At 60.9% G+C, this 26,349-nt stretch carries 32 protein-coding genes and 1 pseudogene; 25 read left to right on the plus strand and 8 right to left on the minus strand.

Features of this window, described 5'->3' with window-relative positions; all coding sequences use genetic code 11:
* The first annotated feature begins 25 nt into the window (after nt 1-25).
* The 4 genes and pseudogenes from GRI91_RS06925 to GRI91_RS06935 all read left to right on the plus strand — a co-directional run bounded on the left by GRI91_RS06925 (nt 26) and on the right by GRI91_RS06935 (nt 1,643).
* On the plus strand, nt 26-337 hold the full coding sequence (locus GRI91_RS06925) for a metalloregulator ArsR/SmtB family transcription factor (RefSeq protein ID WP_337190332.1): 312 nt from the start codon (nt 26-28) through the stop codon (nt 335-337).
* A pseudogene (locus GRI91_RS16385) lies at nt 334-600 on the plus strand (rhodanese-like domain-containing protein); the annotation flags it as partial. The gene GRI91_RS06925 and the pseudogene GRI91_RS16385, both read left to right, overlap by 4 nt.
* A gap of 54 nt (nt 601-654) precedes the next feature.
* Nucleotides 655-846, plus strand: coding sequence for a YgaP family membrane protein (locus GRI91_RS16390; protein ID WP_419866828.1), 192 nt, complete (start codon nt 655-657; stop codon nt 844-846).
* Nucleotides 846-1,643 carry a sulfite exporter TauE/SafE family protein gene (locus tag GRI91_RS06935; RefSeq protein ID WP_160735875.1) on the plus strand — a complete coding sequence of 266 codons (798 nt, stop codon included), beginning with the start codon at nt 846-848 and terminating at the stop codon, nt 1,641-1,643. The genes GRI91_RS16390 and GRI91_RS06935 overlap by 1 nt, the downstream gene beginning before the upstream one ends.
* Nucleotides 1,644-1,661: 18 nt before the next feature.
* Here the strand turns inward: GRI91_RS06935 and GRI91_RS06940 are convergent, their stop codons facing one another.
* Nucleotides 1,662-2,303, minus strand: a complete 642-nt coding sequence (locus GRI91_RS06940; protein WP_160735876.1) for a YqaA family protein — start codon at nt 2,301-2,303, stop codon at nt 1,662-1,664.
* Nucleotides 2,304-2,501: 198 nt separating this feature from the next.
* Here GRI91_RS06940 and GRI91_RS06945 point away from each other — a divergent pair, with 198 nt between their 5' ends.
* The 19 genes from GRI91_RS06945 to GRI91_RS07035 all read left to right on the plus strand — a co-directional run bounded on the left by GRI91_RS06945 (nt 2,502) and on the right by GRI91_RS07035 (nt 17,126).
* On the plus strand, nt 2,502-3,026 hold the full coding sequence (locus tag GRI91_RS06945) for a hypothetical protein (RefSeq protein ID WP_202385488.1): 525 nt from the start codon (nt 2,502-2,504) through the stop codon (nt 3,024-3,026).
* Nucleotides 3,019-4,356, plus strand: coding sequence for a DNA-packaging protein (locus GRI91_RS06950; protein WP_160735877.1), 1,338 nt, complete (start codon nt 3,019-3,021; stop codon nt 4,354-4,356). The genes GRI91_RS06945 and GRI91_RS06950 overlap by 8 nt, the downstream gene beginning before the upstream one ends.
* A gap of 34 nt (nt 4,357-4,390) precedes the next feature.
* Nucleotides 4,391-5,566, plus strand: a complete 1,176-nt coding sequence (locus tag GRI91_RS06955; RefSeq protein WP_160735878.1) for a phage portal protein — start codon at nt 4,391-4,393, stop codon at nt 5,564-5,566.
* The gene (locus GRI91_RS06960) at nt 5,563-5,880 is read left to right on the plus strand and encodes a DUF6127 family protein (RefSeq protein WP_160735879.1); all 318 of its coding nucleotides are present in this window, start codon (nt 5,563-5,565) and stop codon (nt 5,878-5,880) included. Before GRI91_RS06955 ends, GRI91_RS06960 begins: the two co-directional genes overlap by 4 nt.
* Complete coding sequence (locus GRI91_RS06965) at nt 5,877-6,287, plus strand: HK97 family phage prohead protease (protein ID WP_160735880.1); 411 nt, start codon at nt 5,877-5,879, stop codon at nt 6,285-6,287. Before GRI91_RS06960 ends, GRI91_RS06965 begins: the two co-directional genes overlap by 4 nt.
* A 74-nt stretch (nt 6,288-6,361) precedes the next feature.
* Nucleotides 6,362-7,525, plus strand: a complete 1,164-nt coding sequence (locus GRI91_RS06970) for a phage major capsid protein (RefSeq protein WP_160735881.1) — start codon at nt 6,362-6,364, stop codon at nt 7,523-7,525.
* A gap of 132 nt (nt 7,526-7,657) precedes the next feature.
* Complete coding sequence (locus tag GRI91_RS06975) at nt 7,658-8,212, plus strand: head-tail connector protein (RefSeq protein ID WP_160735882.1); 555 nt, start codon at nt 7,658-7,660, stop codon at nt 8,210-8,212.
* On the plus strand, nt 8,206-8,379 hold the full coding sequence (locus GRI91_RS06980; protein WP_160735883.1) for a hypothetical protein: 174 nt from the start codon (nt 8,206-8,208) through the stop codon (nt 8,377-8,379). The genes GRI91_RS06975 and GRI91_RS06980 overlap by 7 nt, the downstream gene beginning before the upstream one ends.
* Nucleotides 8,370-8,792 (plus strand): DUF3168 domain-containing protein, encoded by a 423-nt coding sequence (locus tag GRI91_RS06985; RefSeq protein ID WP_160735884.1) that lies wholly within the window; start codon nt 8,370-8,372, stop codon nt 8,790-8,792. Before GRI91_RS06980 ends, GRI91_RS06985 begins: the two co-directional genes overlap by 10 nt.
* A complete protein-coding gene (locus tag GRI91_RS06990) occupies nt 8,789-9,211 on the plus strand; it encodes a phage major tail protein, TP901-1 family (protein ID WP_160735885.1) in 423 nt (140 codons plus the stop codon). The genes GRI91_RS06985 and GRI91_RS06990 overlap by 4 nt, the downstream gene beginning before the upstream one ends.
* Nucleotides 9,208-9,534 carry a gene transfer agent family protein gene (locus tag GRI91_RS06995; RefSeq protein WP_160735886.1) on the plus strand — a complete coding sequence of 109 codons (327 nt, stop codon included), beginning with the start codon at nt 9,208-9,210 and terminating at the stop codon, nt 9,532-9,534. The genes GRI91_RS06990 and GRI91_RS06995 overlap by 4 nt, the downstream gene beginning before the upstream one ends.
* Nucleotides 9,531-9,767 (plus strand): phage tail assembly chaperone, encoded by a 237-nt coding sequence (locus tag GRI91_RS07000; RefSeq protein ID WP_160735887.1) that lies wholly within the window; start codon nt 9,531-9,533, stop codon nt 9,765-9,767. Before GRI91_RS06995 ends, GRI91_RS07000 begins: the two co-directional genes overlap by 4 nt.
* On the plus strand, nt 9,760-10,323 hold the full coding sequence (locus GRI91_RS07005; RefSeq protein WP_160735973.1) for a tail tape measure protein: 564 nt from the start codon (nt 9,760-9,762) through the stop codon (nt 10,321-10,323). The genes GRI91_RS07000 and GRI91_RS07005 overlap by 8 nt, the downstream gene beginning before the upstream one ends.
* Before the next feature lie 9 nt (nt 10,324-10,332).
* Entirely contained in the window at nt 10,333-12,660 is a 2,328-nt protein-coding gene (locus GRI91_RS07010; RefSeq protein WP_160735888.1) for a DUF2460 domain-containing protein, read from the plus strand.
* Nucleotides 12,657-13,475 carry a baseplate hub domain-containing protein gene (locus tag GRI91_RS07015; RefSeq protein WP_160735889.1) on the plus strand — a complete coding sequence of 273 codons (819 nt, stop codon included), beginning with the start codon at nt 12,657-12,659 and terminating at the stop codon, nt 13,473-13,475. The genes GRI91_RS07010 and GRI91_RS07015 overlap by 4 nt, the downstream gene beginning before the upstream one ends.
* Nucleotides 13,472-13,879, plus strand: a complete 408-nt coding sequence (locus GRI91_RS07020) for a peptidoglycan endopeptidase (protein WP_160735890.1) — start codon at nt 13,472-13,474, stop codon at nt 13,877-13,879. The genes GRI91_RS07015 and GRI91_RS07020 overlap by 4 nt, the downstream gene beginning before the upstream one ends.
* Before the next feature lie 10 nt (nt 13,880-13,889).
* Nucleotides 13,890-16,034, plus strand: coding sequence for a phage tail protein (locus tag GRI91_RS07025; protein ID WP_160735891.1), 2,145 nt, complete (start codon nt 13,890-13,892; stop codon nt 16,032-16,034).
* A gap of 20 nt (nt 16,035-16,054) precedes the next feature.
* Nucleotides 16,055-16,513 carry a DUF2793 domain-containing protein gene (locus GRI91_RS07030; protein WP_160735892.1) on the plus strand — a complete coding sequence of 153 codons (459 nt, stop codon included), beginning with the start codon at nt 16,055-16,057 and terminating at the stop codon, nt 16,511-16,513.
* 79 nt (nt 16,514-16,592) lie between these two features.
* Nucleotides 16,593-17,126, plus strand: coding sequence for a superoxide dismutase family protein (locus GRI91_RS07035; RefSeq protein WP_237437702.1), 534 nt, complete (start codon nt 16,593-16,595; stop codon nt 17,124-17,126).
* A gap of 6 nt (nt 17,127-17,132) precedes the next feature.
* Here GRI91_RS07035 and queC read toward each other — a convergent pair whose 3' ends face one another.
* From queC to GRI91_RS16250, 6 genes are all read right to left on the minus strand, one after another.
* Nucleotides 17,133-17,831, minus strand: a complete 699-nt coding sequence (gene queC, locus GRI91_RS07040; RefSeq protein ID WP_160735893.1) for a 7-cyano-7-deazaguanine synthase QueC — start codon at nt 17,829-17,831, stop codon at nt 17,133-17,135.
* Between the two features lie 39 nt (nt 17,832-17,870).
* A complete protein-coding gene (locus GRI91_RS07045) occupies nt 17,871-18,293 on the minus strand; it encodes a hypothetical protein (RefSeq protein ID WP_237437703.1) in 423 nt (140 codons plus the stop codon).
* A gap of 60 nt (nt 18,294-18,353) precedes the next feature.
* A complete protein-coding gene (gene hslO / locus GRI91_RS07050; protein WP_160735894.1) occupies nt 18,354-19,259 on the minus strand; it encodes an Hsp33 family molecular chaperone HslO in 906 nt (301 codons plus the stop codon).
* A gap of 48 nt (nt 19,260-19,307) precedes the next feature.
* Nucleotides 19,308-20,240, minus strand: a complete 933-nt coding sequence (gene argF, locus GRI91_RS07055; RefSeq protein ID WP_160735895.1) for an ornithine carbamoyltransferase — start codon at nt 20,238-20,240, stop codon at nt 19,308-19,310.
* A complete protein-coding gene (locus GRI91_RS07060) occupies nt 20,237-21,427 on the minus strand; it encodes an aspartate aminotransferase family protein (RefSeq protein WP_160735896.1) in 1,191 nt (396 codons plus the stop codon). The genes argF and GRI91_RS07060 overlap by 4 nt, the downstream gene beginning before the upstream one ends.
* 128 nt (nt 21,428-21,555) lie before the next feature.
* A complete protein-coding gene (locus GRI91_RS16250) occupies nt 21,556-22,317 on the minus strand; it encodes a cold-shock protein (protein ID WP_160735897.1) in 762 nt (253 codons plus the stop codon).
* Between the two features lie 232 nt (nt 22,318-22,549).
* On the opposite strand from GRI91_RS16250, the gene GRI91_RS07070 reads away from it, so the two are divergent.
* Together GRI91_RS07070 and GRI91_RS07075 are read left to right on the plus strand one after the other, a co-directional pair.
* Nucleotides 22,550-23,353 carry a TerC family protein gene (locus tag GRI91_RS07070; RefSeq protein ID WP_160735898.1) on the plus strand — a complete coding sequence of 268 codons (804 nt, stop codon included), beginning with the start codon at nt 22,550-22,552 and terminating at the stop codon, nt 23,351-23,353.
* Nucleotides 23,353-23,796: a protein tyrosine phosphatase family protein gene (locus GRI91_RS07075; protein ID WP_160735899.1), complete on the plus strand. Its 444-nt coding sequence runs from the start codon at nt 23,353-23,355 to the stop codon at nt 23,794-23,796. Before GRI91_RS07070 ends, GRI91_RS07075 begins: the two co-directional genes overlap by 1 nt.
* Before the next feature lie 257 nt (nt 23,797-24,053).
* Here the strand turns inward: GRI91_RS07075 and GRI91_RS07080 are convergent, their stop codons facing one another.
* On the minus strand, nt 24,054-26,195 hold the full coding sequence (locus tag GRI91_RS07080; protein WP_160735900.1) for a tetratricopeptide repeat-containing sulfotransferase family protein: 2,142 nt from the start codon (nt 26,193-26,195) through the stop codon (nt 24,054-24,056).
* Nucleotides 26,196-26,349: the final 154 nt, after the last annotated feature.

Consider the following 26,349-nt stretch of genomic DNA (forward strand, 5'->3'; position numbering starts at 1 on the left):
GAAAGAGAACTTTGTCAAACCCCCCATGGATCTCGCGACATTCGAGGAAAATGCCGGCGAGGTTGCTCAATTGCTGAAAGCTCTTTCCAACAAGAGGCGACTCATGATCCTCTGCAAACTGGCCGAGAAAGGCGAAATGGCCGTTGGCGCGCTGGTGAAAGAAGTCGGCCTTTCGCAATCAGCCCTCTCGCAGCATCTCGCCCGGCTGCGGGAGGAGAAGATGGTGACCTATCGCCGGGAAGCGCAAACGCTGTTCTATCGCATCGCCGATCCGCGCTGTGCGCGGCTGATGGGTGCCCTGTATGAAATCTATTGTGCCAAGGAGTCCGAACAATGACCCTGAATCGTATCAGCCCTGAAAAAGCCGAAGAACTATGCCGCAATGGCGCAAAGCTGGTGGATATTCGCGGCAGCGACGAACATGTTCGCGCGCATATTCCAGGTTCTCGCAATATTCCGCTCGACCAGCTCGGTCCGCTGGAAGGCGACGAACCGGTCATCTTTCATTGCCGGACGGGTATGCGAACCGGCAGCAATGCCGAGAAGCTCGCCCTGTGCTGCAATGGCAATGGCTATCTGCTGGATGGCGGGATCGACCGCTGGAAGGCAGAGGGCATGCCGGTGACCGAGGATCGCAGCCAGCCGTTGCCAATCATGCGGCAGGTGCAGATCACCGCGGGCACTCTGATCCTTATCGGGGTGCTGCTGGCCGCCTTCGTCGCGCCGGGGTTCATCTGGCTGTCGGGCTTTGTCGGCGCTGGGCTGCTCTTTGCCGGTCTGTCGGGCTGGTGCGGCATGGCGACACTGCTTTCAGCCATGCCCTGGAACCGTAAAGCGGCCGGGTAATGGACGCCGCGCTCTCCGCCGGTGCGGCCACCATAGCAGCCGCGCTGCTGGCCGGCGCGGTGATCGGCTTCGTTCTCGGGCTCATCGGAGGCGGGGGATCCATTCTCGCCGTGCCGTTGCTGATCTATTTCGTGGGTGTCGGCTCACCCCATGCCGCGATCGGCACGGCCGCAGTGGCGGTGGCGCTCAATGCCCTCAGCGGGCTGGCCGGTCATGCCCGCGCGGGTAATGTGAAATGGCCTTGCGCGCTGGTCTTCGCCGCCACCGGCATGATCGGCGCAGCGCTGGGCGCGGAGGCCGGCAAGGCGCTCGACGGGCAGAAGCTGCTCGCTCTGTTCGGCCTGCTGATGGTCGGTGTCGGTATCGCCATGCTGCGCCCGCGCCGCACAGGTGAAAGTCCCGATGTCCGCCTGACGCGTGCGAGTGCGCGTGTGCTGCTCCCCCGGCTGATCCCGATCGGGCTGGGCGTGGGACTGCTCGCCGGTTTCTTCGGCATCGGTGGAGGATTTCTGATCGTCCCCGGCCTGATGCTGGCCACGGCGATGCCGCTTTCGATCGCCATCGGTACATCGCTGGTGGTGGTCAGCGCGCTGGGCCTGACCACGGCGGCTTCCTATGCGATCTCGGGCTATGTTGACTGGATGCTGGTGCTGTGGCTGGTTCTTGGCGGTGTTGCCGGATCTGTGCTCGGCCGAATAGCCGGACACCATCTGGCGGCGCGCAAGCGGCTGCTGCAAACGGGATTTGCGCTGGTGGTCAGCGCGGTCGGGCTGTTCGTCGTGATCCAGTCGCTCTAGAAATCGCGCACCGGGCGATCAGGCGCCCGCATGCACTTCGGTTGCCGCTTCGCATTTGTCCTGCGCGCCCTTATCGCCGCCACCAAGCAGCGTGATCGCCATGATTCCGCCCACCAGAAGCACCACGAATGCCGCTGTGACCCAGCCGAGATATTTGTCGATGAAGCGCTTGATCGGCGCGCCGAACAGGCGGAACAGAATCCCGACACTCATGAAGATCAGCCCGCGCCCGGCAATACTGGCGAGGATGAACGTGCCCAGCGCCATGTGAATGAAGCCCGACGTGATGGTGAGCAGCTTGAAGGGCACCGGCGTTGTGCCCGCGATCACGATCACTTCCCAATCATATTCGCGCAAGTAGCAGGCGGCGACCGGGAAACTGTCGGTCAGACCCAGCGCTGAAATCAGCTGCTGCCCGATCACATCATACAGGCCCCAGCCGATCCAGTAGCCGAACAGACCGCCGAGCACGGAAGCGAATGTAGCGATCAGCGCAAAGCGAATCGCACGTTTGGGTTCGGCCAGGCACATCAGGCCCAGCAGCGGATGCGGGGGAATCGGGAAGAAGCTTGCTTCGGCAAAGCAGAAGAAAGCGAGCCAGCCCTGCGCATGGGGATGCGCGGCCTTTTCCATGGTCCATTCGTAAAGGCGGCGCAGCATATCGGTTACTCTTTCCCTCTGAATTCCGAGCTTTAGGCAAGTAGAAGCTGGCTCGCAAGTGCGGTTCTTTTAACCTATTTGGTTTTTTATGTTGACATTGTGACGCTATTTGGTTAGAGAAACGGAACATCGCGATAAACCGTCCGGCGGCCATGGCTTCCGCGCATTTCGTATCTCTCTCATAATCAGGATAGCGCTATGACCCAGGCCCCCAGCCTGCCCATTACGCATGGGCGGGACAGCTCCGAAACGGACAGCACCACCAGCACACGCTGGCGCGACCATTTTCTGGACGCGCTGGCGGACACATCCAATGTCACCGCCGCCGCCCGCCATGCCGGCGTCACCCCGGCGCGCGCCTATGACACGCGTCGGCGCGATGCGGGGTTTGCCCATGCCTGGAACCGGGCGCTGCTGGAAGGGTATGAAAATCTGGAAATGGAAACGCTGTGCCGGCTGCGCTTCGGCAGCGGTAAGGATGAGCCGAAAGCGGATATCGCCAATGCGCTGCGCCTGCTCGCGCTCCACCGCAGCAGTGCGGCCACGCAGAAAGCGCGCGCCTATGCCGAGCGTGACGAACAGGCCGTGCTGGATGCGATCAATGCCAAGATCGAAACCATGCGCAAGCGCGAGGCGGAGGCGCGGCGCAAGCTGAACCATCGCCGGAAACGCGACGCTGCCGATGCGGTAATGACAGCGCAGCCGCAGGCGCTTGATGACTGAGGAGCGCGAATGGCTCTGCGGGCTCGAACCCGCGCTGCGCCGCAAATTGCTGAAGCATCTCGGCCCGGAGGAGCAGGACAATCTCGATTATGCCTGGCACCTGTGGGCGCGGGCCGACCAATTGCCGCCCCGGGGCGACTGGGCGATCTGGCTGATCTGCGCCGGACGCGGTTTCGGCAAGACCCGCGCCGGGGCCGAATGGGTGCGCAGCCTCGCCCGCGCCTCGCCCGATGCACGGATCGCGCTGGTCGCAGCCTCGCTGGTGGAAGCGCGTGCGGTGATGGTGGAGGGGGAAAGCGGCATTCTCGCCTGCACCCCGCCGGCCTTCCGCCCGTTGTTCGAACCATCGCTGAGGCGACTGATCTGGCCGAACGGGGCGCAGGCGCAACTTTTCTCCGCCGGAGAACCCGAGAGCCTGCGCGGGCCGCAGCACAGCCATGCCTGGTGCGATGAAATCGCCAAATGGGACAATGCCTCGGGCCGGGCAATCCGCGCCTGGGATAATCTGCAGATGGGCCTCAGGCTGGGACACGATCCGCGTCTGCTGGCGACCACCACCCCGCGCGCGGTGCCGCTGATGCTGCGGCTGATGGCGGAACAGGAAACAGGCAGCATCGCGCTCACCACGGGGTCCTCCTATGCCAACGCCGCCAATCTGCCATCAAGCTTCCTCAGCGCGATGCAGCGCCAATATGGTGGGACCGCGCTGGGCGCGCAGGAGCTGGAAGGCGTGTTGCTGCGCGAGGCGGAAGGCGCGCTGTGGAGCCGTGCCCTGCTCGAAAACTGCCGCGCATCCATGCCCGATACGCCGCTCACCCGGATCGTGGTCGGGGTCGATCCTCCGGCCTCAGCACGCGGGGATGAATGCGGCATCGTGGTCGCCGGCATCTGGGAAAGGGCGGATGGACACAGCGTCGGCCATGTCCTTGCCGATGCCTCGATCCCCTCGGCCAGCCCCGAAAGATGGGCCCGGCAGGTCGCGCTGACCGCGACGAGCTGGCAGGCCGAACGGGTCGTGGCAGAGGCCAATCAGGGCGGCGATATGGTGGCAAGCGTCCTGCGCGCTGCCGATTGCGCCATGCCGCTGCGCCTCGTCCATGCCAGCCGCGGCAAGGTGGCCCGGGCAGAGCCGGTGGCCGCGCTCTATGAGGCCGGGCGGGTGCGCCATGCCGAATGTTTCCCACAGCTGGAAGACCAGCTGTGCGCTCTGATGGCGGGCGGTGCCTATGAAGGGCCGACCCGCTCCCCCGACCGCGCGGATGCGTTGGTCTGGGCACTTACCGAACTGATGCTCAACAACCGCCCACGCCCGCGCGCAACGGCGCTTTAGAACACCCCACACTTCCGCAGCAAAGGATAAGTCCATGGCCCTGCTCGACAGGCTCCGCACCGCTTTCAAAAGCGGGGCGAGCGCCCGCGCGCCTGTTTCCGGTGCGCTTTTCTCCCCCTGGAGCGTGCCCTATGCGGCGGCGCGCCCCACCTATGCCCAAAGCGCTAGGCGCGCCTTTTGCGATAATCCGGTGGCGCAGCGCGCGGTCAAGATTGTGGCCGAAGCGCTGGGCACGGTGCCGCTGAAAACGGCGCATGATGATGTGCGCCGCCTGATCACCGCGCGCAGCGCGGGCCAGCCCTTGCTGGAAACACTGGCGGCGCAGATGCTGCTGCATGGCAATGCCTATGTGCAGATATTGCGCAATGCCGAGGCGCAGCCGGTGGAGCTGTTCGCCCTCCGGCCCGAACGGGTTTCTGTGGTGCCGGATGCCGATGGATGGCCGCGTGCCTATCGCTACCGCGCGGGCGATACCGCGCTCGATCTCGCGCTCGAAAATGCCGAGGGCTGGCCTGATATCGTCCCCATCCGCAGTTTCCACCCGGTTGATGACCATTATGGTGCCGGCGGGCTGGACGCGGCGGAACAATCGGTCGCGATCCATAATGCCGCCGCGCGCTGGAACCTGTCCTTGCTGGAAAATGCGGCGCGGCCATCCGGCGCGCTGGTGCATGAACAGGCCGATCATGCCCCGATGAGCGCAGCGCAGATGGACCAGCTACGGCAGGAACTAACCGCACTGTTCCAGGGCGGGGAAAATGCCGGGCGACCGATGGTGCTGGAAGGGGGGCTGCGCTGGCAGCCGATTTCCCTGTCGCCCGCCGATATGGATTTCGCCACGCTGAAATCCGCCGCCGCACGGGACATCGCGCTGGCCTTTGGCGTGCCGCCCATGCTGCTCGGCCTGCCGGGAGACAACACCTATGCCAATTATCGCGAGGCCAATCGCGCGCTTTGGCGGCTGACCATTCTGCCTCTGGCGGACAAGATCCTCGCCGCTCTCACTCAGGCTCTGGAGGGGCAGTTCGCTGATCTGGAGCTGACGGTAGATCTCGACCGTATTCCCGCCCTGTCGGAGGATCGCGAAAAGCTCTGGGCGCAGGTTTCGGGGGCTGATTTCCTCAGTGCCTCCGAGAAGCGCAGCCTGCTGGGCCTGGCTGAGAAAGGCCAGCCGGTCAGGGGCCAGACCATCAAGGGAGCCCGCCCATGAACCGCACGGAAATGCTGGCCCGGCTGATGACGCAGAATATCTCGACCACCGCCACCCCGGAAAGCCTGCTCACCCTGCGCGCCATGATCGAGGAAGCCAGCGAAATGGGCGCTGAGCGCGCGCTGGCCCGGCTGGGCCTGTCCGATGATGGTGCGCGCGACGACATCGATGAATTGCGTGAATTGTTACGCGCCTGGCGCGATGCGAAGAAAGGCGCATGGAAAGCGGTCATGGACTGGCTGATCCGCGGATGCCTGGCCTTGTTGCTGGTCGGCATTGCGGTGCGGCTGGGCCTGACGCGGAGCCTCACATGAACGCGCCGTTCAAGGCAGGCCGTCTGGCGGGTTACGCCGCTGTGTTCGATCTGCCCGATGGCATGGGCGATCGGATCAGCCCCGGTGCCTTCGCCCGCAGTCTGGCCGAGCGGACCACCCCCTTTCCTCTGCTGTGGCAGCATCGGGGCGATCAGTGCATCGGCTGGGCTGAGTATGTGGCCGAAGATGCGCGCGGATTGCGCGTGATCGCAAGGATCGATGCGCCGCATTCACGCGCCGCAGCAGCGCTCAGTCGGCACACCGCGTCCGGCCTCAGCTTCGGCTATCGCGCACGCCGTTTCCGCCGCTGCGCCGGTGGACGCTGGCTCGACGAGATCGAGCTGTTTGAAATCAGCCTCGTCACCGACCCGATGCACCCGCTCGCCCGCGTGCACTGGAGCGAATGAACCCGCTTGGCGCGGCCAATCTGTCTGCCGCCCTTCCCCAGTTCCCTTCCCCAACCACCCGAAAGGTGAATTTCATGGATGTATCCCCCGCACTCAATCCTGCCTCCAGCATTCCAAATTCTGAGCCCCCGATCGAACAGAGCTTCGACATCGTCGCCCGCCAGGACAAGGCCGAGGAAGCGATCGGCACCTTGCGCAAGGATGTCGACGATGTGAAACACCGGCTCGACCGCGTCAGCCGTGCTGCTGCGCGTCCGGCCCTGTCCAGTACCGGCGAAAGCGCCGAAGTGAAAAGCTTCGTCCAGCACTTCCTCCGCCGCGGGTCCGAAAGCGAGATCAAATCGCTGACTGGCGCGGTGCCCAAGGATGGCGGCTATGCCGTGCCGCGGGAAATCGACGCCTTGATCGCCCGGGAAGTGATGGAAATCAGCCCGATCCGCCAACTCGCACAAGTGGTGCAAACCGGCAGTGCAGGTTATCGCAAGCTCGTATCCACTGGCGGCACGGCCTCGGGCTGGGTCAGCGAAACCGCCGGGCGGCCTGAAACCGACACGCCCGAATTCGCCGAAATCGCACCGCCGACGGGTGAACTTTACGCCAACCCCGCCGCCAGCCAGGCCATGCTGGACGATGCCGCTTTCGATCTCGAGCAATGGCTGGCGGGTGAAATTGCGATGGAATTCGCCCGTGCCGAGGGTTCGGCCTTCATTTCGGGGAGCGGGGTCAACCAGCCCAAGGGCTTCCTCGCCGCGCCAATGTCCATGGCAGGCGATGCGGTGCGCCCCTTCGGCACGCTGCAATATGTCGGTTCGGGCAGCGACAGCGGCTTTGGCAGCAATCCGGAAAGCCGCCTGATCGATCTGGTCCACACGATGAAGGCGGGCCACCGGCAGGGCGCGAGCTGGGTGATGAATTCCTCCACCCTCGCCGAAGTGCGCAAGCTGAAAACCGCCGATGGTGCCTTCCTCTGGCAGCCGGGTCTGGTCGAAGGGCAGCCCGATCGCCTGCTCGGCTATCCGGTGGTCGAGGCGGAGGATATGCCCGATATTGCCGAAGACGCATTCCCCATCGCTTTCGGCAATTTCCGCGCCGGCTATCTGATCGCGGAGCGCAGCGCGACCAATATTCTCCGCGATCCCTATTCGAACAAGCCCTTCGTCCATTTCTACGCCACCAAACGTGTGGGCGGGCAAGTGCTTGATAGCAGCGCAATCAAACTGCTGAAGATCGAAGCCTGATCGCGGCGGGCCGGGTTCCCCCTCCGGCCCGCATTGCCAGCGGGGAGGATGCGCTCCCCCCTCTCCCTTCACGCATCCTCCCCGCTTCTTTCGCCGCGCCCCCGCCGGCCCCTTCTCCATCGGAGCCCCCTTATGCGCATATTACTCACTGCGCCGGACCTGTCCGGCGTGGCCCTTGCCGATTGCAAAGACTGGCTGGCCATCACGGGCTCTGCCGAGGATGGCCAGTTGCTCGCTCTGCTGCAGGCTGCACTCGATTATGGCGAGCATTTCACCGGCCAGTGCCTGATCGAAACCGAATGGGAAGAAATCCATCCGGCCAGCCCCGGCTGGCACATGCTGGCGACCCGTCCGGTGCAGGTCGCGGACCGGCTGCAATCTGTCGCGCCGGATGATACCCGCAGTCTTGTTTCCGCGCAGGATTACGAACTGGATCTGCTGGCTGACGGAAGCGCGCGCTTCCGCCTGTCTCATTCCGGAGCCTCGCCCCATGATCACGATCGCCTTGCCATCCGCTGCACCGCCGGAATAGCGGCTGACTGGTCTGCGCTTCCAGCCGCCTTGCGTCAGGGCACCTTGCGGCTGGTCGCGCATCTCTATCGGGCGCGCGAAAATGAGCTGGATCGTCCCATCCCGGCGGCGGTCACCGCCTTGTGGCAGGGGTGGCGAAGGTTGGCCCTGTGCTGACCGCACGCCCCACCACCATCACCGCGCTGGCCGCCCGGCTGGAGGCAAAGGCCGCCCGTATCGCCCTAAAATATACGCCGCCGCGCAGCGCGAAGGATGAACTGCACTGGCGCAGCGCCGCGATCCTGTGGCCCGATCTGTTCGAGGAGCAGAGATCATGGAAATAGTTTTACGCGCGGCGCTGATCACATGGTTGCGCGCCGATCCGGCCCTGGCCGCGCTCAATGCCATTGCGGAGGAGGCGCCCAACCGCACCAGCCTGCCCTGGCTGGGCCTGGTCGCCAGCGCCAGTACGGACTGGAGCACCAAGGATCGGGCCGGGCGGGAAATCCGCATCGCATTGGAATTGCAGGCACGCGGCGATGACCCGCTCAGTGCCGCCGATCTGGTCACTGCCGTGGAGGAACGCATCGCCGCCTTTCCGCCCGATCTCTCATCAGAACCGCTCGGCGAAAGGCCTGCTTTTCGCATCATCAATTGCCGTTTCCTGCGCGCCCGCGCCGAGCAGCGCAGCCATAATCGCCGCGCAGTGCTGCTTGAATATCGCTTCCGCTGTCTAGCCTATGGAGATTCCGCATGACTGCCCAAAAAGGCTCCGCCTTCCTTCTCAAAATCAGTGATGCCGCCCAGCCCCCCGCTTACGCCACCGTTGCGGGATTGCGCACCACGCAGATGAGTATCAATGGCGATCCCGTCGCCATCACGCACAAGCAATCGGGTGGCTGGCGCGAATTGCTGTCCGGCGCTGGAACACGGTCGGTTTCGGTCAGCGCTGCCGGAATTTTCCTTGGCAGCACGGCGGAGGAAACCATCCGCACCCATGCCCTGGCCGGAACGCTGGCGGAGTACGAATTGTCCTTCGAAGACGGCGCAAGAATGCGCGGGCGCTTCCTGATTCAGCGGCTGGATTATGCCGGGGATTACAATGGGGAGCGTAGCTACACACTCGCCCTCGAAAGCTCCGGCCCTGTAACCCCAATCGCCACGGTGCCTGAATGAGCGCGGGTTCAAAACGCCGCGCTAATCCGCTGCGCGGAGAAGCCAGTCTGATGATCGACGGCACCGCATATACATTGCGTCCGAGCTTCGATGCGCTGGTGGCCGCCGAACTGGAGCTGGGGCCGCTGTTTGCGGTGGTGGAACGGGCCGGCGAAGGTCGTCTTTCGCTGAACGACATGATGGTGCTGTTCTGGTATTGCCTGCGCGAGAAAGACGGCCTGACGCCTGAGAAACTGGGCGAGGCAATCCTTCAGCAAGGCCTCGCCAATTGCCTGCCCGCCTTGCGTATCGTGCTCGCCCAGATCTGCCAGGGCGGCAGATGAACGCGGACAGCGAAGCTGCAGGATCAGCCAGCCCAGCACCTCCACGATTCTTTGGCGATGCCGCCTTGCGGCTGGCGGGTGCCGTGCCGCGCCTGCTCGGCTGGCATCCGCGCGATTTCTGGGATTCTACCCCTGCCGAACTGGCGGCCTGCCTCACACCCGCCGAGCCAACAGAAACGCCGCTGAGCCGGACGGAGCTGGATGATCTGCTGAAAGGAATGGATGATGGATGACGACACACAGGTTTTGACCATTGCGGTGGAGGCGGAAACCAAGAGCTTTCGCGAGGAAATGCAGCAGTTGCGCGCAAATGTGGACGGCACGTTTTCGGGCTTTGGCTCCGCCGGCGCAAAACTGGAAAAAAGCCTGCTTTCTGCAATCCGTCAGGGCAATCTGGCCTTTGACGATCTCAAACAGGTTGCCTTGTCGACGCTGGAATTCATTGCCGCAGAAGCCCTGAAAATTCAGTTTGGCGGCCCCGTTTCGGGAACGGGTAGCGGCGGCCTCGGCACGCTGGTGCAATCCGCGCTCACGTCCCTGATCGGCGCACCTGGCCGGGCGACGGGTGGCCCAGTCAGCCCGCAGCACCCCTATCTGGTCGGCGAAAGAGGGCCAGAAGTCTTCGTTCCCACCAGTGCCGGCCGGGTTGAAACCGCCAGCGCCCCGACGCGCAATGTCAAAGTGGCAGTGCAGCTCTCCGCGCCGCGCGGGACCGATGCCCCCACCGCGCTGCAACGTTCCAGCCGTCAGCTCGCCAGTTCCCTGCGCCGCGCACTCATCGAAACTTAGGAGGTACCCATGGCATTCTGGCTCGCCCGGTCCCGCGAGGGGCAGACGCATGACTTCATTCAGCGTTTCGACCCACGTTTCTGGACTGTCGACTTTCCGCGTCCGGTCATGGCCGCCGTGGTCACGACCGCACCCGACGCGCTGCGCGTGGAGGGCGAATTTCACAATCAGAACGATCTCGCGGGACTGATCTGGGACAGTGAAGACCGGCTGGATCACCCCTTGCTCGCCTATGATACGCTGCGCGATTACAGCCGCACGACCCTGTCCTTCCGCTGGCGATCCTCCGGCCTCGTTCCGCTCGATGCAGCCAATGGGCCGACGCTGACCATCGAAGGACGTGATGAGGGGGGCGCGGCGACGCAATGGTATGTTCGCCTGTGGAATTATGCCGAAGGGAGCGGAGAGGATGCCGCCATCCGCCTCCCCTTCTCCGACCTTGCCAGCGGCTGGAGCAGTGAGAGCGGCGCGCCGGTAAACCCCGCGGATATCGACCGGATGTTTATCTCCCTCGCCCCGGCGGGATATGACCCGGATACCGCTGCCCCCTTGCCCGCGCGCGTGAATGGCTGGGCGGAGCTCAGCGACATCCGCTGTGAAGGGCATCATGCCATGCTGCGCATCGGTGATGTCATGGTCCCCCCGCACGACATCGGCATGGCGACCGCCTATGATGACAGTTACAATCAGACGCCCCAGAGATTGCTCCGGACCATGCGCGGTCTCGGCTATCGTGGCCGGCTGATTCACTATTGCGGGATGAGCCATTTTTTCCGTCTGGCAGAAAGTGACACGAAGCTGCTGGCGGATCCTTCGGGCGCGCTGTGCACGCCAGCCGAATTATGGCACCAGTCCTTTTTTCAGGCCTGCAAGAAACACGCCCTGCAGCCGATAATTTCCCTTAGTTATGAATTGTTTGCCGCACATTGCCCTGAGGAATGGCAACAACGCACATATGATGGTGAGGCCGCGCTCACTGGCTGGCAACCACCCTCTGCCTTGCTATCCCCGGCGCATCCGCAAGCGATGCAGTGGCTCAAGAATGCTGCGCAGCATTTTGTCACCCTCGCCGCATCCGAAGAGCTGCCCCTGCTGTTCCAGATCGGGGAGCCTTGGTGGTGGGTCACAAGTGATGGGCGGATTTGCCTGTATGACGATGCCTCTCGTACCGCGCTGGGGGGCAATCCGCCCGAGATTACAGATATGCGCGCGCCGCTTGATGAGGCGCAGAAGCAATTGCTGGATGACGCCGGTGCCTTGCTTGCTTCCTCCACTGCTGCGCTGCGCGATGCGGTCCGGAGCGCTACGGGCGAGGCAGAGTGTGAGGTTTTGCTGCTTACCTTCACGCCCACCGTCTTCGATCCTGAAATGCCGGAACTCTATCGCGCCAATCTGCCGACGGGCTGGGCTTCCCCCGCTTTCGACCGGCTGCAACTGGAAGATTATGACTGGCTGACGGCCGGGGCCGATGCACTGCGGCGGGATGCCTATCACCGCGTCAACGCGCGGCTGTCCTATCCCGTGGAGCAGCAGGATTATCTCGCGGGCTTCGTGCTCGATCCAGCGGATGCGGAACCCTTCTGGCCGCGCATCACAGCAGGGCTGGAGGAGGCCGCCGCACGCGGCATCACGCAGCGCTTCGTCTGGGCGCTGCCCCAGATCACCCGCGACGGCTTTACCCTTTTTACACCGGCTGAGGATCACACGATGCAAGCCTTTGACGACCTGACCTATCCGCTTCCGCTCGGGCTCGATGCCAGTGTCAGTCCTGAATTTTCAACCAGTGTGGTGGTGACTGCGTCGGGCCATGAACGCCGTAACAGCCTGTGGAGCGATGCCCGGATGCATTTCGATGTCGGCCCTGGCATCCGTTCGGAAAATGACCTGCGCGTGCTGATCGCTTTCTTCCGCGCACGGCGCGGTGCGGCGCGCGGCTTTCGCCTGACCGATCCGTTTGATCACAGTTCCCACATCCATAACGGCTTGCCGACCATGCTTGATCAGGTGATTGCCATTGGTGATGGCCAGATCGCGCGCTTCCCCCTGATAAAGCGCTATGGGTCAGGTGATGAGCCGCAAATCCGCCGGATCACGCGCCCCAGAGCCGACACGGTGTCTGTCAGCGTCGACGGTGTTCAAAGCGCCTTTGAACTTGAAGAAGGCGGCTGGATCACACTGGCCCATACGCCGCCCGAAGGCGCGGTGATTCGCGCGGGCTTCCTGTTCGATGTGCCGGTTCGTTTTGCCGAAGACCGGCTCGACATAACGGGCGTGAATTTCACCGCCGGGGAGGCACCTTCCGTGCCGCTGGTGGAAATTCGTGAGAATGTATCGTGAGCCGGGCTTTCTTCATGCAGGAGCTGGAAAGCGTTGCGCATTTCTGGCGTCTTCACCGGCGTGACGGGGTGACGCTGGGTTTTACCAGCCACGATCGGGATCTCTATTTTGACGGCGTAACGCATCGCGCGGCCCCTGGGATGATCCCTTCTGCAATTCGGCGCAGCGCAGCGCTTGACGGAGACAGTGCCGACATGCGCGGTACGATCAGCCATGATTCAATCTCCGCCCAAGATCTGGCTGAAGGCCGATTTGATGGCGCGACCCTGATAATGGGTCTGGTCGATTGGGAAAGCTTGGATAGAGCCGTGCTCTATCGCGGTGCAATGGGGGAGATCGCGCAGGAAAACGGGCAGTTTTCGGTCAGCATGCTCTCTGCGAAACAAGCGCTTACGGGCGGCGACGTACCGCACACCTCACCGCTTTGCCGTGCGCGTTTCTGCGGTCCGGGTTGCAGCCTGAGTGCCACGCGCTTTACCCATGAGGCAGAGGTCGCCAGCCACGATCACGACCGCAGCGCCGTGCATCTTGTGCAGGCTCTGGAACCATCTCTGCTGGTCGGAGGCGCGCTTCGCTGGATCGATGGACCGCAGGCCGGGCTGAGCGCCAATATCACCGCAGTTGATGGCACAGCCCTGCTGCTGGACCGCGCGTTGTACCCGGAAAGCACGACCGGCCTGCGCGTCCTGCTGCGCGAGGGCTGCGATCACCGTGCCATCACCTGCGCGGAGAGATTCGCCAATCTCGTAAACTTTCAGGGCGAACCGTTCCTGCCCGGAAACGATTATCTTCTGCGCGGCCCGGCGGCACTGTGACCAATGCAAATGGCGCCGCGATTGCTCAGGCGGCGCGGAGTGCGCTTGGCAGTCCGTTTCGTCTTCATGGCCGGGATCCGCAGATCGGTCTGGATTGTCTGGGACTCGTCTTGTTCGCCTTGCGAAGCACGCGAGACGATACACCAACACTTCCCGATTACCGGCTGCGACAGAGCGATGTCACGCCGTGGCTGGCGGTGGCGGAGCAGGCTGGATTGCATCGGGCAACCGGGGTGCAGCGCGCCGGGGAAATCTGGCTGACGCGCAGTCACTTGCTGCAATTACATCTGCTGATTGCCGCCGGTCCGCATAGTTTCATTCACGCACATGCGGGGGTGGGCCGCGTCGTTGAAAGCCCCGCCCCGCTCCCCTGGCCGGCGATCCGGCGCTGGCACGCTTCCTGAGGATATTCCTATGGCAACAATGGTTCTTTCCGGCATCGGCACCGCATTAGGTGGTCCGCTTGGCGGTGCTATCGGTGCTTTGATCGGGCAACAGATAAGTGACACAATCGGCCTGTCGGGCAACAATTCCGCCTTGCAGGATATTGCGCTGACCCGTTCCAGCTACGGCACGCCACTCGCCCGGCATTTCGGTACAATGCGGGCGGGCGGCACGCTGATCTGGGCGACGGATCTGACGCCGAATGAGGATCAAAGTGGCTATTGCGTTTCCATCGCAGTCGCGCTTGCCAGCCGGCCGATCACCGGCGTCGGGCGGATCTGGGCCGATGGGCAGTTGCTGCGCGGGTCAGAGGGGGATCTCAAAACCGGAGGCAGCTTAAGGATATATCCCGGTTTCGGCGATCAATTGCCCGACCCGCTCATTTCCGCTGATCGGGGTGGTCAGACGCCCGCCTTTCGCGGCGTTGCCTATTGTGTGTTCGAATCCCTGCAGCTGAGCGATTTCGGCAATCGCATCCCCGCGCTGAGCTTTGAAATTATCGCCGATGAAACGGGGGTGAGTCTTGCGGAACTATGCGCCCCACTGGATCAACCGGTCACGGATGAGCGGCCCCTTCCCGGTTTAAGCGGCTTTAGCCAAAGCCAGGGCGGCGTCGATGCGGCACTGCGCGATCTGGCACCGCTCTTCCCAATGGGCTGCACAGTTTCCGCAAGCGGCCTGACCTTGGCAGCCAGCGATAATATCCCCACCAGTGCGGCCATGCTGGATGAGGCGACACGGGCAGATAGCAGCGATGCCGCAGCCCCCGATAGCGGCGCACGCCATATCCGCCAGCTGGCTCCGGGCGAACGGCTGAGTGGACTGCGTTATTATGATCCGGCCCGCGATTATCAACCGAGCATGCAGCGCAGCGATGGCCGGGTGGAAAGCGGAGCGCCAACAATCATGGAATTCCCCGGATCATTGACAGCGGCCAATGCGCGCGCCCTGTTGAACCAAACGTCGCATCGCCGGGGACTGGCGGCAGAACGGCTCGCCTGGCGGGTGGCCAGCGTCGATACTGCGATCCGCCCTGGCATGATCCTGCGCGTGCCCGACAATGACGGCCTGTGGCGTCTGGATGAATGGGAATGGCACAGTGAAGGCGTGGACATGCTGCTCACGAAAGTGGGCCCCTCGCAGACATATAGCGCCCCGGGGGATAGCGGATCGCATGCCGCGCCGGTCGATCTGCCGATACGCCCGACACAGATGATCGCTTTCGGCCTGCCATGGAATGGTGAAGGGTCACCGCAGGATGTCTTGATCGCGGCAGCGCTCAGCGCCGAAGCACCGGGTTGGCGCGGCGCCGCCCTGCATGCCGAATATCAGGGCGTTCTGTCGCCGGCAGGTTTTAGCCAATCTCGCCGCGCGATCATGGGCACGACCATCTCCCCGCTCCCTCCCTCCCGCGCAGTGCGGCTGGAGGCGAACAGTTCGCTGGATGTGCAATTGGTGGCCCCCGATCTGCTGCTCGCCGATGCGACGCCGCAGGCTCTGGCCCTGGGGGCCAACCGCGTATGGTGCGGCGGCGAAATATTGCAATTTGGACACGCTGTTCATCAGGGAGGTGGCATCTGGCGCCTGTCCGGCTTGCTGCGCGGCCGGGCAGGAAGTGAAGCGATCGCGCTACAAGGCCAGGATGCAGGGGCAGCTTTCGCCTTGCTGGACGACCGACTGACCTTGCTGGACCCGGCAAAGATACAGCCACTCGACGAAGCGTCACTGGTTGCGGCCGGCGCGGGAGATACCGCCGCGATATTGTCGCAGATCAACGATCCGCTCCGTTCATTGCGCCCGCTGTCGCCGGTCCACCCGCGCGCCTATACCGAGACCGATGGCACGCTGATCCTGCGCTGGACCCGCCGGAGCCGGAGCACGGCAAACAGCTTCCCCGTGGGAACCATACCTCTGCATGAAGCGCACGAGCGCTACCGCGTGATGCTCGGCCCCGTTGAAAGCCCGCTGGCCTGGTGGGATGTTTCAGCGCCGCAGTTGCGGCTTTCTGCCGCCACGCTTGCCGATCTGGGCAGCACATACCCAGGCGCAGCGCTGAGCGTGAGCCAGTTTGGCGATACCCTGCCCTCTCCCGCTCTGTTTCTCACTCATCTCTAAATCACGATCAGGAGCGTATCATGACAGACGCTGTAACCTTCACTTCCACCACTTCACGTTTCGGCTTGCCGCTGCTTTTCAGCGGACAGGCTGAGAAGGAATTCTTCGTCAATGAAGCCTTTTCCCGGCTGGACCTGCTGCTGCATATGGCCGTGGAGGGAGAACGCGCTTCGCCGCCTGAATTGGCAGAAGAAGGCAAAAGCTGGCTGGTGTCTGGGCAGCCTTCCGGCGCGTGGGAAGACAAGCCAGGTCAGATTGCCGTCCGGCAGGATGGAGCATGGATGTTCTATGCGCCGCGCAACGGAATGCGCCTGCTCGATCGTGCAGCCGGACAGGTGCTGCATTATGATCAAGATTGGCACCGGACAGCCCCACCGGCAGTGCCGATCGGCGGTGACACGGTGGATATGGAGGCACGCGCCACCCTCTCTGCCCTCATCGGTGCCTTGCGGGACGCAGCAATTCTCCCCCGCGAGTAAAGCGGCTGACGCGCCACCATATCACTGAGGAGCAAAAACGCATCACCATCGTTGAAGTGAAAACAAGGATGGAGAAATCATGATGTCGGTCAAGGCCTTACTCGCAATCGCCCCGCTCCCCTTTGCATTGGCTGCATGCCAGACGATGGGCAATCCGGACGCTGGCCGGCTTGCCGAGGCGACGCTCTATCAGGCGAATGGTCTGCCGGCGGGAACGGCGCAAATCTATCGCGCAGGTGACGAGGCCCGCATCACGGTGGCGCTTGCCGGACTGCCGGAGGGCAAACATGGTCTGCATCTCCACACAGTGGGATCATGCATTGCGCCGGACTTCAAATCTGCTGGCGGACACCTCAATCCCGAAGATCATGAGCATGGTAGTCTGAACCCCCAGGGCAAGCATCTGGGCGATTTGCCGAATATCGACGTGGCGGCCAATGGCACCGGAACGATCTCCGCAACCCTGAGCGAACCCGCAGCCGAAGCGATGCGCCATATTCTCGATAGTGACGGCACCGCCATAGTCGTTCACGCCGGTGCCGATGATTACAAGACTGATCCCGCCGGAGATGCAGGCGCGCGGATTGCCTGCGGCGAGGTAACAGCAGTTTGATCCCGCTTAGCGGGCATATTGTGCGGTGTCGGTCAGGCCGGCATCCGCGAAACCCTTGAGCCGCAAGCGACAACTGTCACATTCGCCGCACGCAAGCCCGTCCGGCGTGGGATCATAGCAGGACCAGCTCCATGCAGGGTCCAGCCCGAGGCGCTGCGTTTCCTGCGCGATCTCTGCCTTGCCCAGAAATTGTAGCGGGGCGTGGATCGAAAATTCCGTACCTTGCGCGCCAGCCTTGGTCGCCAGACAGGCCGTCTCGGTAAAACTGGCAATGAATTCGGGACGGCAATCGGGATAGCCAGAATAATCGAGCGCATTCACGCCGATAAAGATATCGCTCGCCCCGACCGTCTCGGCCCAGGCCAGAGTGAGCGAAAGAAACACCAGATTTCGCGCCGGTACATAGGTTACGGGGATATCATCCCCAACGCCGGTCTTCGGCACATCGATGGAATCGTCAGTCAGCGCAGAACCACCAAACCGCCGCAGATCCAGCGGCAGCACGACATGGCGCTTTGCCCCCAACTTCTCCGCAATCTTTTCAGCGGATTCGATCTCGCAACGATGGCGCTGATTATAATCGATCGTCAGAGCATAAAGATCAAAGCCCCGCTCCTTGGCAAGAGCGGCAGAAACCATCGAATCAAGCCCGCCCGAAAGCAGGATCACAGCAGAGGGGCGGGGGGAGGACACAGGCTCACTCATATCTGTCGGCTAGGCATGGCACAGGCAGAAAACAAGCCTTTAGCAACTGCCGGTGTAGCGCGCTTCCGCGCTGATCGAAAAGGGCACTCCATCATGAATTCCCTGGCTCTGCAATTGCATCAGCCCTGACCGCTCGCGCCGGATTTCCGTCCGACCATAGCCATTGCCGCGGCACGTATATTGAATGATCGCGCGATTCGGCTCATCGCTCACCACAAACTGATTACATCCCGGCTGATTGTGGCGGATCTGCACAAGCTCTTCACCCGAGCGCACGCAGACTTTGCGGTCCTGTCCGCCTTCGCGGATGCGCAGGGACCACTCGCCATGCTCAACCTTTTTGAACAGGGAGACATTTGCAAGCGGGCTGGCCCCCGCAAGCAAAGCAGCCGCCGGAAGCAGCGCAACAGCGCCGACAATACGCATTTTCATGCGCGTGGTGGTGGACCGAAAATGGCTCATAATCTGTATATACCTGATTTGCAGCATTAGGCAAAATGCCCCTCAGCTGCGACGAGGCGTTTAATCCTGAATTTCGAATTCGCGAGAACAGAATGCACAATCGACCAAAATGATCCCTCGCTCGTCTCGCATATCCTTCCGATCTTCAGCCGGGAAACGCGACAGCACATCCTCAAAATGCAGGATCGAGCAGCGGCAGCCACGGCTCAGGCCTGCACCGGCCTCCACACGCACTTCCTGTTCCTCATGGAACAGGCGCCAGACCAAAGCTTCCATCGACAAGGCAGGATCGACCAGCTCTTCATGCCGTATAGATCCGCTGAGCACGGCGACATGCTCCCACTCGGGGTGGTCCAACCGGACATGCAACCGCTCGCGCCCCTCTTCGCCTTCCGGCAAATGTTGCAACAGGATGCCGCCCGCTACAGTACCATCTTTTCCGGCCCGCACAGCTGTCCGGATCAGGGTCGGCACCTGTTCACTCTGCATGAAATAGGCTTCTACAGCCTCGGACAATGATCCGCCTTCGAGCGGAACGATGCCCTGATAGCGCTGGCCAGTAGTGGCATCATCAAATGTAATCGCGAGATAGCCTTTGCCGAACAGCGCCTCCAACGTTGGATTGGCACCAAGCTCGGCAAAGCGTTCTTCATCATGCTGGACGTAACCGCGCAGCTCGCCGTCGCGATAATCGCACGCCAGCAGATCCACCACGCCGTCCTCTGTCTGAGCCTGCATGGTCAACTGGCTGCCCTCACCTTTCAGCAGGCTGCCCATCAACGCGGTCAGCACCAGTGCTTCCGCCAGCACATGTTTGAGCGCAGCAGGATAATCATGCGCTCCCAGAATGCGATCAAGCACAGGGCCAAGGCGTACGGCACGTCCGCGTGCATCGCGTTCCGGCAGGGTGAAATGTAACAACCGGTCAAAACCGGTTTCTTCTTTGGGGTCGAATTGTTCGGTCATCGCAGCAAATATGGGCGGCAGGCCCGAAATTTTAAGCCTGCCACCACATCATAACTTATCAAAACACCACAAAAGTACCGATTTCTGCGCGTGAATGCGGTTTTCCGCCTCATCAAAAACGACCGATTGCGGCCCTTCGAACACTTCTTCCGTCACTTCATCGCCGACATGAGCGGGAAGGCAGTGCAGGAATTTGGCATCAGGCTTGGCCTGCGCCATCAGCGCCGAATTAACCTGAAATGGCTGCATCGCGCGCAATTTGGCTTCGGCATGGTCCTGTCCCATCGAAATCCAGGTGTCCGTAACGATGATATCTGCGCCGCGTACTGCGTCCTCGGCATTGCGGTGGCAGGTGATCGTCGCGCCGCGCTCCCGTGCGGCAGCAATGAAGGCCTCATCCGCGTCATATCCTTCGGGTGTTGCCACGCGGACATTGAACTTCATCAGTCCCGCGGCTTCCAGAATGGAGCTGAGCACATTGTTGCCATCGCCCAGCCAGGCGACTTCCAGCCCAGGCAATGCCTTGCCATGTTCCACGATGGTCAGCAGATCAGCAACGATCTGGCATGGGTGGGACAGATCCGTGAGGCCGTTAATGACGGGCACGGTTGCGTGACGCGCCATATCCTCGATCTTGCTGTGATCGTCAGTCCGGATCATGATTGCATCGGCCATGCGGCTGAGGACGCGCGCCGTATCGGCAACGCTTTCGCCCCGGCCAAGCTGCGTGGTCCCGGAATCCAGGACCAGCGCGGCGCCGCCCAGCTGCCTCATGGCGATATCGAAGCTCACCCGCGTACGGGTCGAACTTTTCTCGAAAATCATCGCCAGAACATGTCCGCTGAGCGGAGCGTCTGCATCGCTGCGCCCCTTGGGCCAGGTGGAACGGGCTGCCTTACGGTCGATCGCATCATTGATCATCGCCGCCACTGTGTCACCGCCCGCGTCGGACAAATTGGTAAAATGCCTCAGATTGGTCATTTCGGTGCCTCCGGCTCATAATCCGCCGCGCCCGCCGAAAGTTTGTCGAAAAATTCGTCCATCTCGGCATCGCCAATCACAAGCGGGGGCAACAAACGCAGGGTTCCATCACCCGCAGCGACAGTCAGCAATTGATGCTTGTCGCGCAAATGCTGCATGAAGGGACGCGGTTCGCTCTTCATTTTTAGGCCGAGCATCAGGCCCATGCCCCGCACGCTGTCGAACAACTCCGGGTAATTACCGATGAATTGTTCCAGACGTGCCCGCAGTCTTTCGCCCTTGGCGCGAACTTCACCCAGAAATTCATCATTCGTGACCACTTCCATCACCGCGCTGCCTGCGGCCATGGCCAGGGGATTGCCGCCATAGGTCGAGCCATGCGTGCCAAAAGTCATGCCACGGGCCGCTTTTTCAGTCGCCATGCAGGCCCCCATCGGGAAACCGCCGCCGATGCCCTTGGCTGTTGCCATGATGTCAGGCGTGACGCCCAATTGCTCATAGGCGTAGAGCGTGCCCGTCCGCGCGACCCCGGTCTGCACTTCATCAAATACCAGCATCAGATCATGCTCATCAGCCAGCGCGCGCAGGCCCTTGATGAAGCTTTCATCCGCCACCCGAATCCCGCCTTCGCCCTGAATCGGCTCAACGAGGAAACCGGCCGTATTGGGGCCGATCGCCGCCTTCACTGCGTCGAGATCATTGAAATCGACATATTTGAAGCCGGGCAGAAGGGGCATGAAGCCCTTATGCATCTTCTCCTGATTGGAGGCGCTGATGGTCGCCATCGTCCGACCGTGGAAGGCGTTGTTGAACGTGATCAGTTCATATTTTTCGTCATTCCCGACGGCCTGATGATAGGCCCGCGCGGTTTTGATCGCCGTCTCGACAGCTTCAGCGCCGGAATTGGTGAAGAACACCGTGTCAGCAAAAGTTTTGTCGACCAGCTGCTGTGCGAGGCGCTCACCCTGCGGGCTGCCATAGAGGTTGGAGACATGCATCAATGTCTCTGCCTGCTTCTGGATCGCGCCAATCAGGGCAGGATGTGAATGCCCGAGCAGATTGACGGCGATACCGGCCGCAAAATCGAGATATCGCGTGCCGTCTTCCGAAATCAAATGGCAGTGTTCGCCGCGCACGGGCCGAACATCACACCGGGGATAAACGGGCATCAATGGAGTAATCGCCATGACTGGCTCCTTCACAAAATCTCGATAATAAACGCAGGAAAGAGAAATGGCGGCCCCGCAGGACCGCCATCGCAACCGTTAAAATGGTCTGCAAAGCCGATCAAACAACCGGCTTTGCAAAAGGTCTGTCAGTCTTGAACGGGCACAAGATTGACGGCCGAATATTTCCCTCGTCGATCAACTTCGAGATCAAATTCGAACCGGTCATTTTCCTCGATGCTCGAAATGCCTGAGCGTTCCACCGCGCTGATATGAACAAAGGCGTCTTCCTTGCCATCGTCCCGCGTGATGAAACCAAAACCCTTCGTGCTGTTGAAGAATTTGACTGTGCCCTTGGCCTTCTCACCGGTGAGTTCGCGCTGCGGCTTGTCAGCTCCAGCGGCACCGCCGGAGCGTTCCGAAACCGGAATTACATCACCAACCACCTGCAAATCGGCTGCGGACACCTTGCCGCCGCGATCAACCAGATTGAACTGCAATTCCTGACCTTCGGCAAGACCTTCCAGCCCGGCGCGTTCCACCTGACTGATATGCACGAAGACATCTTCGCCGCCTTCATCACGCTGAATGAAGCCGAAGCCTTTCTGCGTGTTGAAGAACTTTACCTTGCCCTGGCCGGTGCCGACAACTTGAGCTGGCATGCCGCCGCCGCCGCCGCCGCCACGAGGAGCGCCGCCGCCGCCGCCGCCGCGCGGGCCGCCGAAGCCACCGCCGCGATTACCGCCGCCACCAAATTTATCGTCATTGCCGAAGCGGTCACCCCCACCACTCCAGCGATCATTGCCGCCGAACCGATCAGAATTGCCACCGGAGAACGGATCGAACGTCTCTTCGCCAAATCCATCCCGCTTGTCGCGACCCCGACCGCGACGGCCTCTATCATAACCCATGAACCGAACGTACCTTCGCTTCGCCCTGCATCAAAAACACTCGGGCGCGCGGGCGAAATCGCGCCGAATGGAAGCTAAGGACCCTTCCCTGCCTCTGTCAGTAACCCTTTATAACGTAGAATCGCCGTATTAGCGAACGAATAAAAGTTACTACTTTGTGGCAGTTATTCAAGCGCTTCCCGAATGCGCATCCCACTTGCCAGTGCCAGCCTGCTGCGGCAATGATCGATTCATGGAAATACTCGCCCTGCTATCGGACCCCGCCGCCTGGGCGGCGCTTTTTACGCTGATCGTGCTGGAGGTCGTGCTTGGCATCGACAATCTCGTATTTATCGCGATTCTCTCCAATAAACTGCCGAAACATCAGCAATCAAAGGCGCGCCGTCTCGGCTTGGGACTAGCGCTGATCATGCGGATTGCCATGCTGTTTCTGATTGGCTGGCTGGTCACATTGCAGACGCCCTTATTCGATCTCGGCCTTGAAGGCGCCCCGGGGCCGCATGGCGCGCCGACTTTTGAAACGGCATTTTCCGGGCGTGATCTGATCCTGCTGGTCGGGGGCCTCTTCCTCTTGTGGAAAGCCACCAAGGAAATCCATCACAATATGGAGCCGGAAGATGATTCGGGCGAATTGCTGGATCAGAACAAGGGCATCGCCGAAATCACCTTCACCACCGCGATCGTACAGATCATCGCTCTGGATCTGGTGTTCTCGATCGATTCGATCCTGACCGCCGTCGGCATGACCGATGAATTGCCCATCATGGTCACGGCTGTCGTGATAACCGTCGGCATCATGCTGATCGCCGCCGATCCGCTGGCGCGATTTATCGAAAACAACCCCACTCTGGTTGTGCTCGCTCTCGCATTCCTGGTGATGATCGGACTGGTTCTGATAGCCGACGCTTTTGGCTTCCATGTGCCCAAAGGCTATATTTACGCCGCCATGGGCTTTTCCGTTGCAGTCGAAGCGCTCAACATTTTCAAGCGCGAGCGCCGCAAGCGTAAGCTCAAGTTACAAGAAGGAGCCGCATAATGGCCGACTTCCGCAAAATTACCGATACGATGTATGCCAGCCCGCAGATTTCGCTGGACGATGTAGCAACGGCGAAGGAGGCCGGCTTCGCCATGATCATCAATAATCGCCCCGATGGCGAAGCAGATGATCAGGTCGAAAGCGCTGCCATTGAGCAAGCTGCTCGGGCGGCCGGGATGGATTATACAGCCATCCCCATCACCCATAGCGGCTTCAGCGAAGCGCAAGTGAATGCCATGATCGCTGCATTGGGTGAGGCACAGGGTCCGGTACTGGCCTATTGCCGCTCTGGCACACGCTCGACATTGCTTTGGTCGCTCGCCCAGGCATTGATGGGCAAAGATCCCGAGGAGGTTGCAAGCAAGGCTGCCGGCGCGGGCTATGACGTCTCGCCCATCCGGCCGAACATGGACATGTTTGCCGCGCGCGGACAGGCTATTTAACACGCTCATTCCAGAGGTCTGATACGTTAGGATGCTCTGGCGACAATTCGTGTTTGGGCACCCTGTGTTGAACCAGAAGCGCCATACGCAGCATTCGCTTGGTTGAGGACAGAGCTCTCAACTACAGCGACAATCAGCCAGCGAGTGGCGCTGCGGGCCATGATACGCGCAGATAGCATGATCGGTACATTTGGTCTGGTCATAAAAAAGGGGCGGTTCACACCGCCCCTTTGCATTTCAATATTGCTTTAGCCCCATCAGCTCTTTTCGATTGCATCGATTAGCGGCTTGAGTCCGGCGCCGTATTTTTCGCTGCGCTTCATCGATGTTTTATAAATCGGCTGGCGCACTTGCGCCACGCTGGCGGTTTTCACCGGGCGCGAGGACTTGTGGAAATCAAGAAGCTTCTTGTCCCAATCCAGGCCGATGAAGTCGATAACGCTCTTCGCCTCAGCTTCGGTGTTTTCGACAATATCTTCATAATTGACGACCTTCATCACACCCTTGGGAAGGACCTTTTCCCAATGCTTCATCAAGGCATCATACTGGCGATAATACCGTCCAAGCTCACCCAGATCATAGCTATGCGGCATGTCATCCTTGAACAGCTTCGTGAAGCCGGACAGGCATGTGTCGATCGGGTTGCGGCGCGTGTTGATGATCTTTGCATTCGGGAACAGCAAATGGATCATCCCGATGAAGAAATAGTTCGTCAGCAGCTTGTCGGTGACCAGCTTGGCGTCGCCTGCATTGCGGAACATTGCCTCTTCGTAGCCGCCCGCAAGCAACTTCCACTGCGGCTCGCGCAATTCCTTGACCATCTCGGGGAAGACCGAGAGGGAAGGAAAGCGATCCCGCAACTTGTGGATACCCTGGCTAAGGTATTTTACTTCGCCGGCGCCATAAACCTGATCATGGCTGGAGATGATCTGCTCTACCAGGGTCGAGCCTGAGCGCGGCATACCAACGATGAACAGCAAGCGGTCTGTATTGCTGCCTTCAAACGGCCGATCCTTGAAAATCTTTGCCGGAAACGCTTTTTTGATATCCGAGAAGAACTTGAAGGTTTCTTTCTGATCATATTTCAGCGTCGCCCGTTTGAGCTTTCCACCTTCAATATAATGTTCAAGCGCCTCTTTATGGCGTTTGTTATCATCCAGCGCTTTCGCATAAGCGAAATGAAGGGGAATCTGCTGGCTTTCAGAAACCGCCGCCGGGTCTTTCATGATGTCGTCCATCTGCTTGAACAGATCCTTCTCTTTCGAGAAGTCGACCAGATCATTCAGATTGGCATAGGCGCCATACATGTTCGGATTGATCTCAAGTCCATACAGAAGCTGCTCGCGCGCTTCTTCCAACCGGCCGACCGACTTGAGTGTCACGCCGTAATAATTGATGGCTTCTGCATTTTTGGGGCCATATTCAACGGCCTTTTCCAGATATTTGAGCGCTTCGTCATATTTGTCATGCTCTTGCGCCAGCGTGCCCAGAACTATCAAAGCATCGACATTTTCCGGATCATCGCGCAAGACGAATTTGCTTGCCTGTTCTGCAGCCACATCATTGCCGCGGCGCTGCTGAATGCGTGCCGTCAGCGTCAAAGCCCGCTTGTCCTTTGGCGCAATCTTGAGCACTTCGGCAAGCTGACGCAGCGCTTCAACATCTTCACCCTTACCGGCGTAGAATGCTGCCAGGTTGTTTAGTGCATCGACATAGGTCGGGCGCTGCTGAATGGCCTTGCGCAACGCATGCTCTGCCTGATCGAGCTTACCCAATTCGCGGAGCATCGTACCCAGATTGTTATAGGCTTCAGGATAGACTTCCCTTTGAGCCAATGCATTCTGATACGCTTCAATAGCACCTTCGCGGTCGCCATTACGACGCAGCGCGTTGCCGAGATTGTTGTAAGCTTCCGGAAAATCGGGCCGCAATTCAATCGCTTTGCGATAAGAAACTATCGCATCTTCCACCGCATCGGCCTCGAAACGGGTGATCCCGAGATTATTATGTGCCTGTGCATTCTTGGGATCAAGCGCAACGGCTTCTTTAAGTGTCACCGATGCATCGGCCAGATTGCCCTGCTGGCGCAGCACTTCCCCAAGATTGGAGTGATAGCTGGCAATCTTAGGCGCGAACTTCACCGCCTGCCGCAGCGCTTGGACGCCCTCTTTACCCTTGCCTTGCGCATGAAGCGACACACCGAGGATTGAGTGCGCATCGGTCATCTTCGGCTTATGCGCGATCAGCTGGCGGCAAACCGTCTCGGCTTCTTTATACTTGCCGCGGCCATAGAGCTGTCCGGCAATAACCACCGCCTCCTGCTCTGTCATCCGCAAGCTGCCGGTTTGAATTTTCTGCATCATTTCTTCGAGACGCTGATCGCTCTGGGCCTGCTGCATTTTCGTCTTTTTCCGTTTCTATGAATCTTGTTTGCGACATTTGCCGCTCGACCAGAGGTGATAGGTCATCATCCGACCAAAGTCACCTGAGTGCGTTGATTGAGGGGTAAATTTCGTTGCGCAACAAAAAAGGCCGGGAGCGGTGAGCTCCCGG

The organism is Altericroceibacterium endophyticum, from assembly GCF_009827595.1.
Lineage (GTDB): Bacteria > Pseudomonadota > Alphaproteobacteria > Sphingomonadales > Sphingomonadaceae > Altericroceibacterium > Altericroceibacterium endophyticum.

Bases quoted from the DNA above. Each gene is read 5' to 3' on its own strand.
- GRI91_RS07070 (WP_160735898.1), top strand. From the start codon at position 22,550: ATGGAAATACTCGCCCTGCTATCGGACCCCGCCGCCTGGGCGGCGCTT.
- GRI91_RS06975 (WP_160735882.1), top strand. From the start codon at position 7,658: ATGCGCATATTACTCACTGCGCCGGACCTGTCCGGCGTGGCCCTTGCC.
- GRI91_RS16250 (WP_160735897.1), bottom strand. From the start codon at position 22,317: ATGGGTTATGATAGAGGCCGTCGCGGTCGGGGTCGCGACAAGCGGGAT.
- GRI91_RS06990 (WP_160735885.1), top strand. From the start codon at position 8,789: ATGACTGCCCAAAAAGGCTCCGCCTTCCTTCTCAAAATCAGTGATGCC.
- GRI91_RS06925 (WP_337190332.1), top strand. From the start codon at position 26: ATGGATCTCGCGACATTCGAGGAAAATGCCGGCGAGGTTGCTCAATTG.
- GRI91_RS07030 (WP_160735892.1), top strand. From the start codon at position 16,055: ATGACAGACGCTGTAACCTTCACTTCCACCACTTCACGTTTCGGCTTG.
- GRI91_RS07000 (WP_160735887.1), top strand. From the start codon at position 9,531: ATGAACGCGGACAGCGAAGCTGCAGGATCAGCCAGCCCAGCACCTCCA.
- GRI91_RS06940 (WP_160735876.1), bottom strand. From the start codon at position 2,303: ATGCTGCGCCGCCTTTACGAATGGACCATGGAAAAGGCCGCGCATCCC.
- GRI91_RS06960 (WP_160735879.1), top strand. From the start codon at position 5,563: ATGAACCGCACGGAAATGCTGGCCCGGCTGATGACGCAGAATATCTCG.
- GRI91_RS06985 (WP_160735884.1), top strand. From the start codon at position 8,370: ATGGAAATAGTTTTACGCGCGGCGCTGATCACATGGTTGCGCGCCGAT.
- queC (WP_160735893.1), bottom strand. From the start codon at position 17,831: ATGAGTGAGCCTGTGTCCTCCCCCCGCCCCTCTGCTGTGATCCTGCTT.
- GRI91_RS16390 (WP_419866828.1), top strand. From the start codon at position 655: ATGCGGCAGGTGCAGATCACCGCGGGCACTCTGATCCTTATCGGGGTG.
- hslO (WP_160735894.1), bottom strand. From the start codon at position 19,259: ATGACCGAACAATTCGACCCCAAAGAAGAAACCGGTTTTGACCGGTTG.
- GRI91_RS06950 (WP_160735877.1), top strand. From the start codon at position 3,019: ATGACTGAGGAGCGCGAATGGCTCTGCGGGCTCGAACCCGCGCTGCGC.
- GRI91_RS06935 (WP_160735875.1), top strand. From the start codon at position 846: ATGGACGCCGCGCTCTCCGCCGGTGCGGCCACCATAGCAGCCGCGCTG.
- GRI91_RS07005 (WP_160735973.1), top strand. From the start codon at position 9,760: ATGGATGACGACACACAGGTTTTGACCATTGCGGTGGAGGCGGAAACC.
- GRI91_RS07025 (WP_160735891.1), top strand. From the start codon at position 13,890: ATGGCAACAATGGTTCTTTCCGGCATCGGCACCGCATTAGGTGGTCCG.
- GRI91_RS06970 (WP_160735881.1), top strand. From the start codon at position 6,362: ATGGATGTATCCCCCGCACTCAATCCTGCCTCCAGCATTCCAAATTCT.
- GRI91_RS06995 (WP_160735886.1), top strand. From the start codon at position 9,208: ATGAGCGCGGGTTCAAAACGCCGCGCTAATCCGCTGCGCGGAGAAGCC.
- GRI91_RS06965 (WP_160735880.1), top strand. From the start codon at position 5,877: ATGAACGCGCCGTTCAAGGCAGGCCGTCTGGCGGGTTACGCCGCTGTG.
- GRI91_RS06945 (WP_202385488.1), top strand. From the start codon at position 2,502: ATGACCCAGGCCCCCAGCCTGCCCATTACGCATGGGCGGGACAGCTCC.
- GRI91_RS07060 (WP_160735896.1), bottom strand. From the start codon at position 21,427: ATGGCGATTACTCCATTGATGCCCGTTTATCCCCGGTGTGATGTTCGG.
- GRI91_RS07080 (WP_160735900.1), bottom strand. From the start codon at position 26,195: ATGCAGCAGGCCCAGAGCGATCAGCGTCTCGAAGAAATGATGCAGAAA.
- GRI91_RS07075 (WP_160735899.1), top strand. From the start codon at position 23,353: ATGGCCGACTTCCGCAAAATTACCGATACGATGTATGCCAGCCCGCAG.
- argF (WP_160735895.1), bottom strand. From the start codon at position 20,240: ATGACCAATCTGAGGCATTTTACCAATTTGTCCGACGCGGGCGGTGAC.
- GRI91_RS07045 (WP_237437703.1), bottom strand. From the start codon at position 18,293: ATGAGCCATTTTCGGTCCACCACCACGCGCATGAAAATGCGTATTGTC.
- GRI91_RS06955 (WP_160735878.1), top strand. From the start codon at position 4,391: ATGGCCCTGCTCGACAGGCTCCGCACCGCTTTCAAAAGCGGGGCGAGC.
- GRI91_RS07010 (WP_160735888.1), top strand. From the start codon at position 10,333: ATGGCATTCTGGCTCGCCCGGTCCCGCGAGGGGCAGACGCATGACTTC.
- GRI91_RS07035 (WP_237437702.1), top strand. From the start codon at position 16,593: ATGATGTCGGTCAAGGCCTTACTCGCAATCGCCCCGCTCCCCTTTGCA.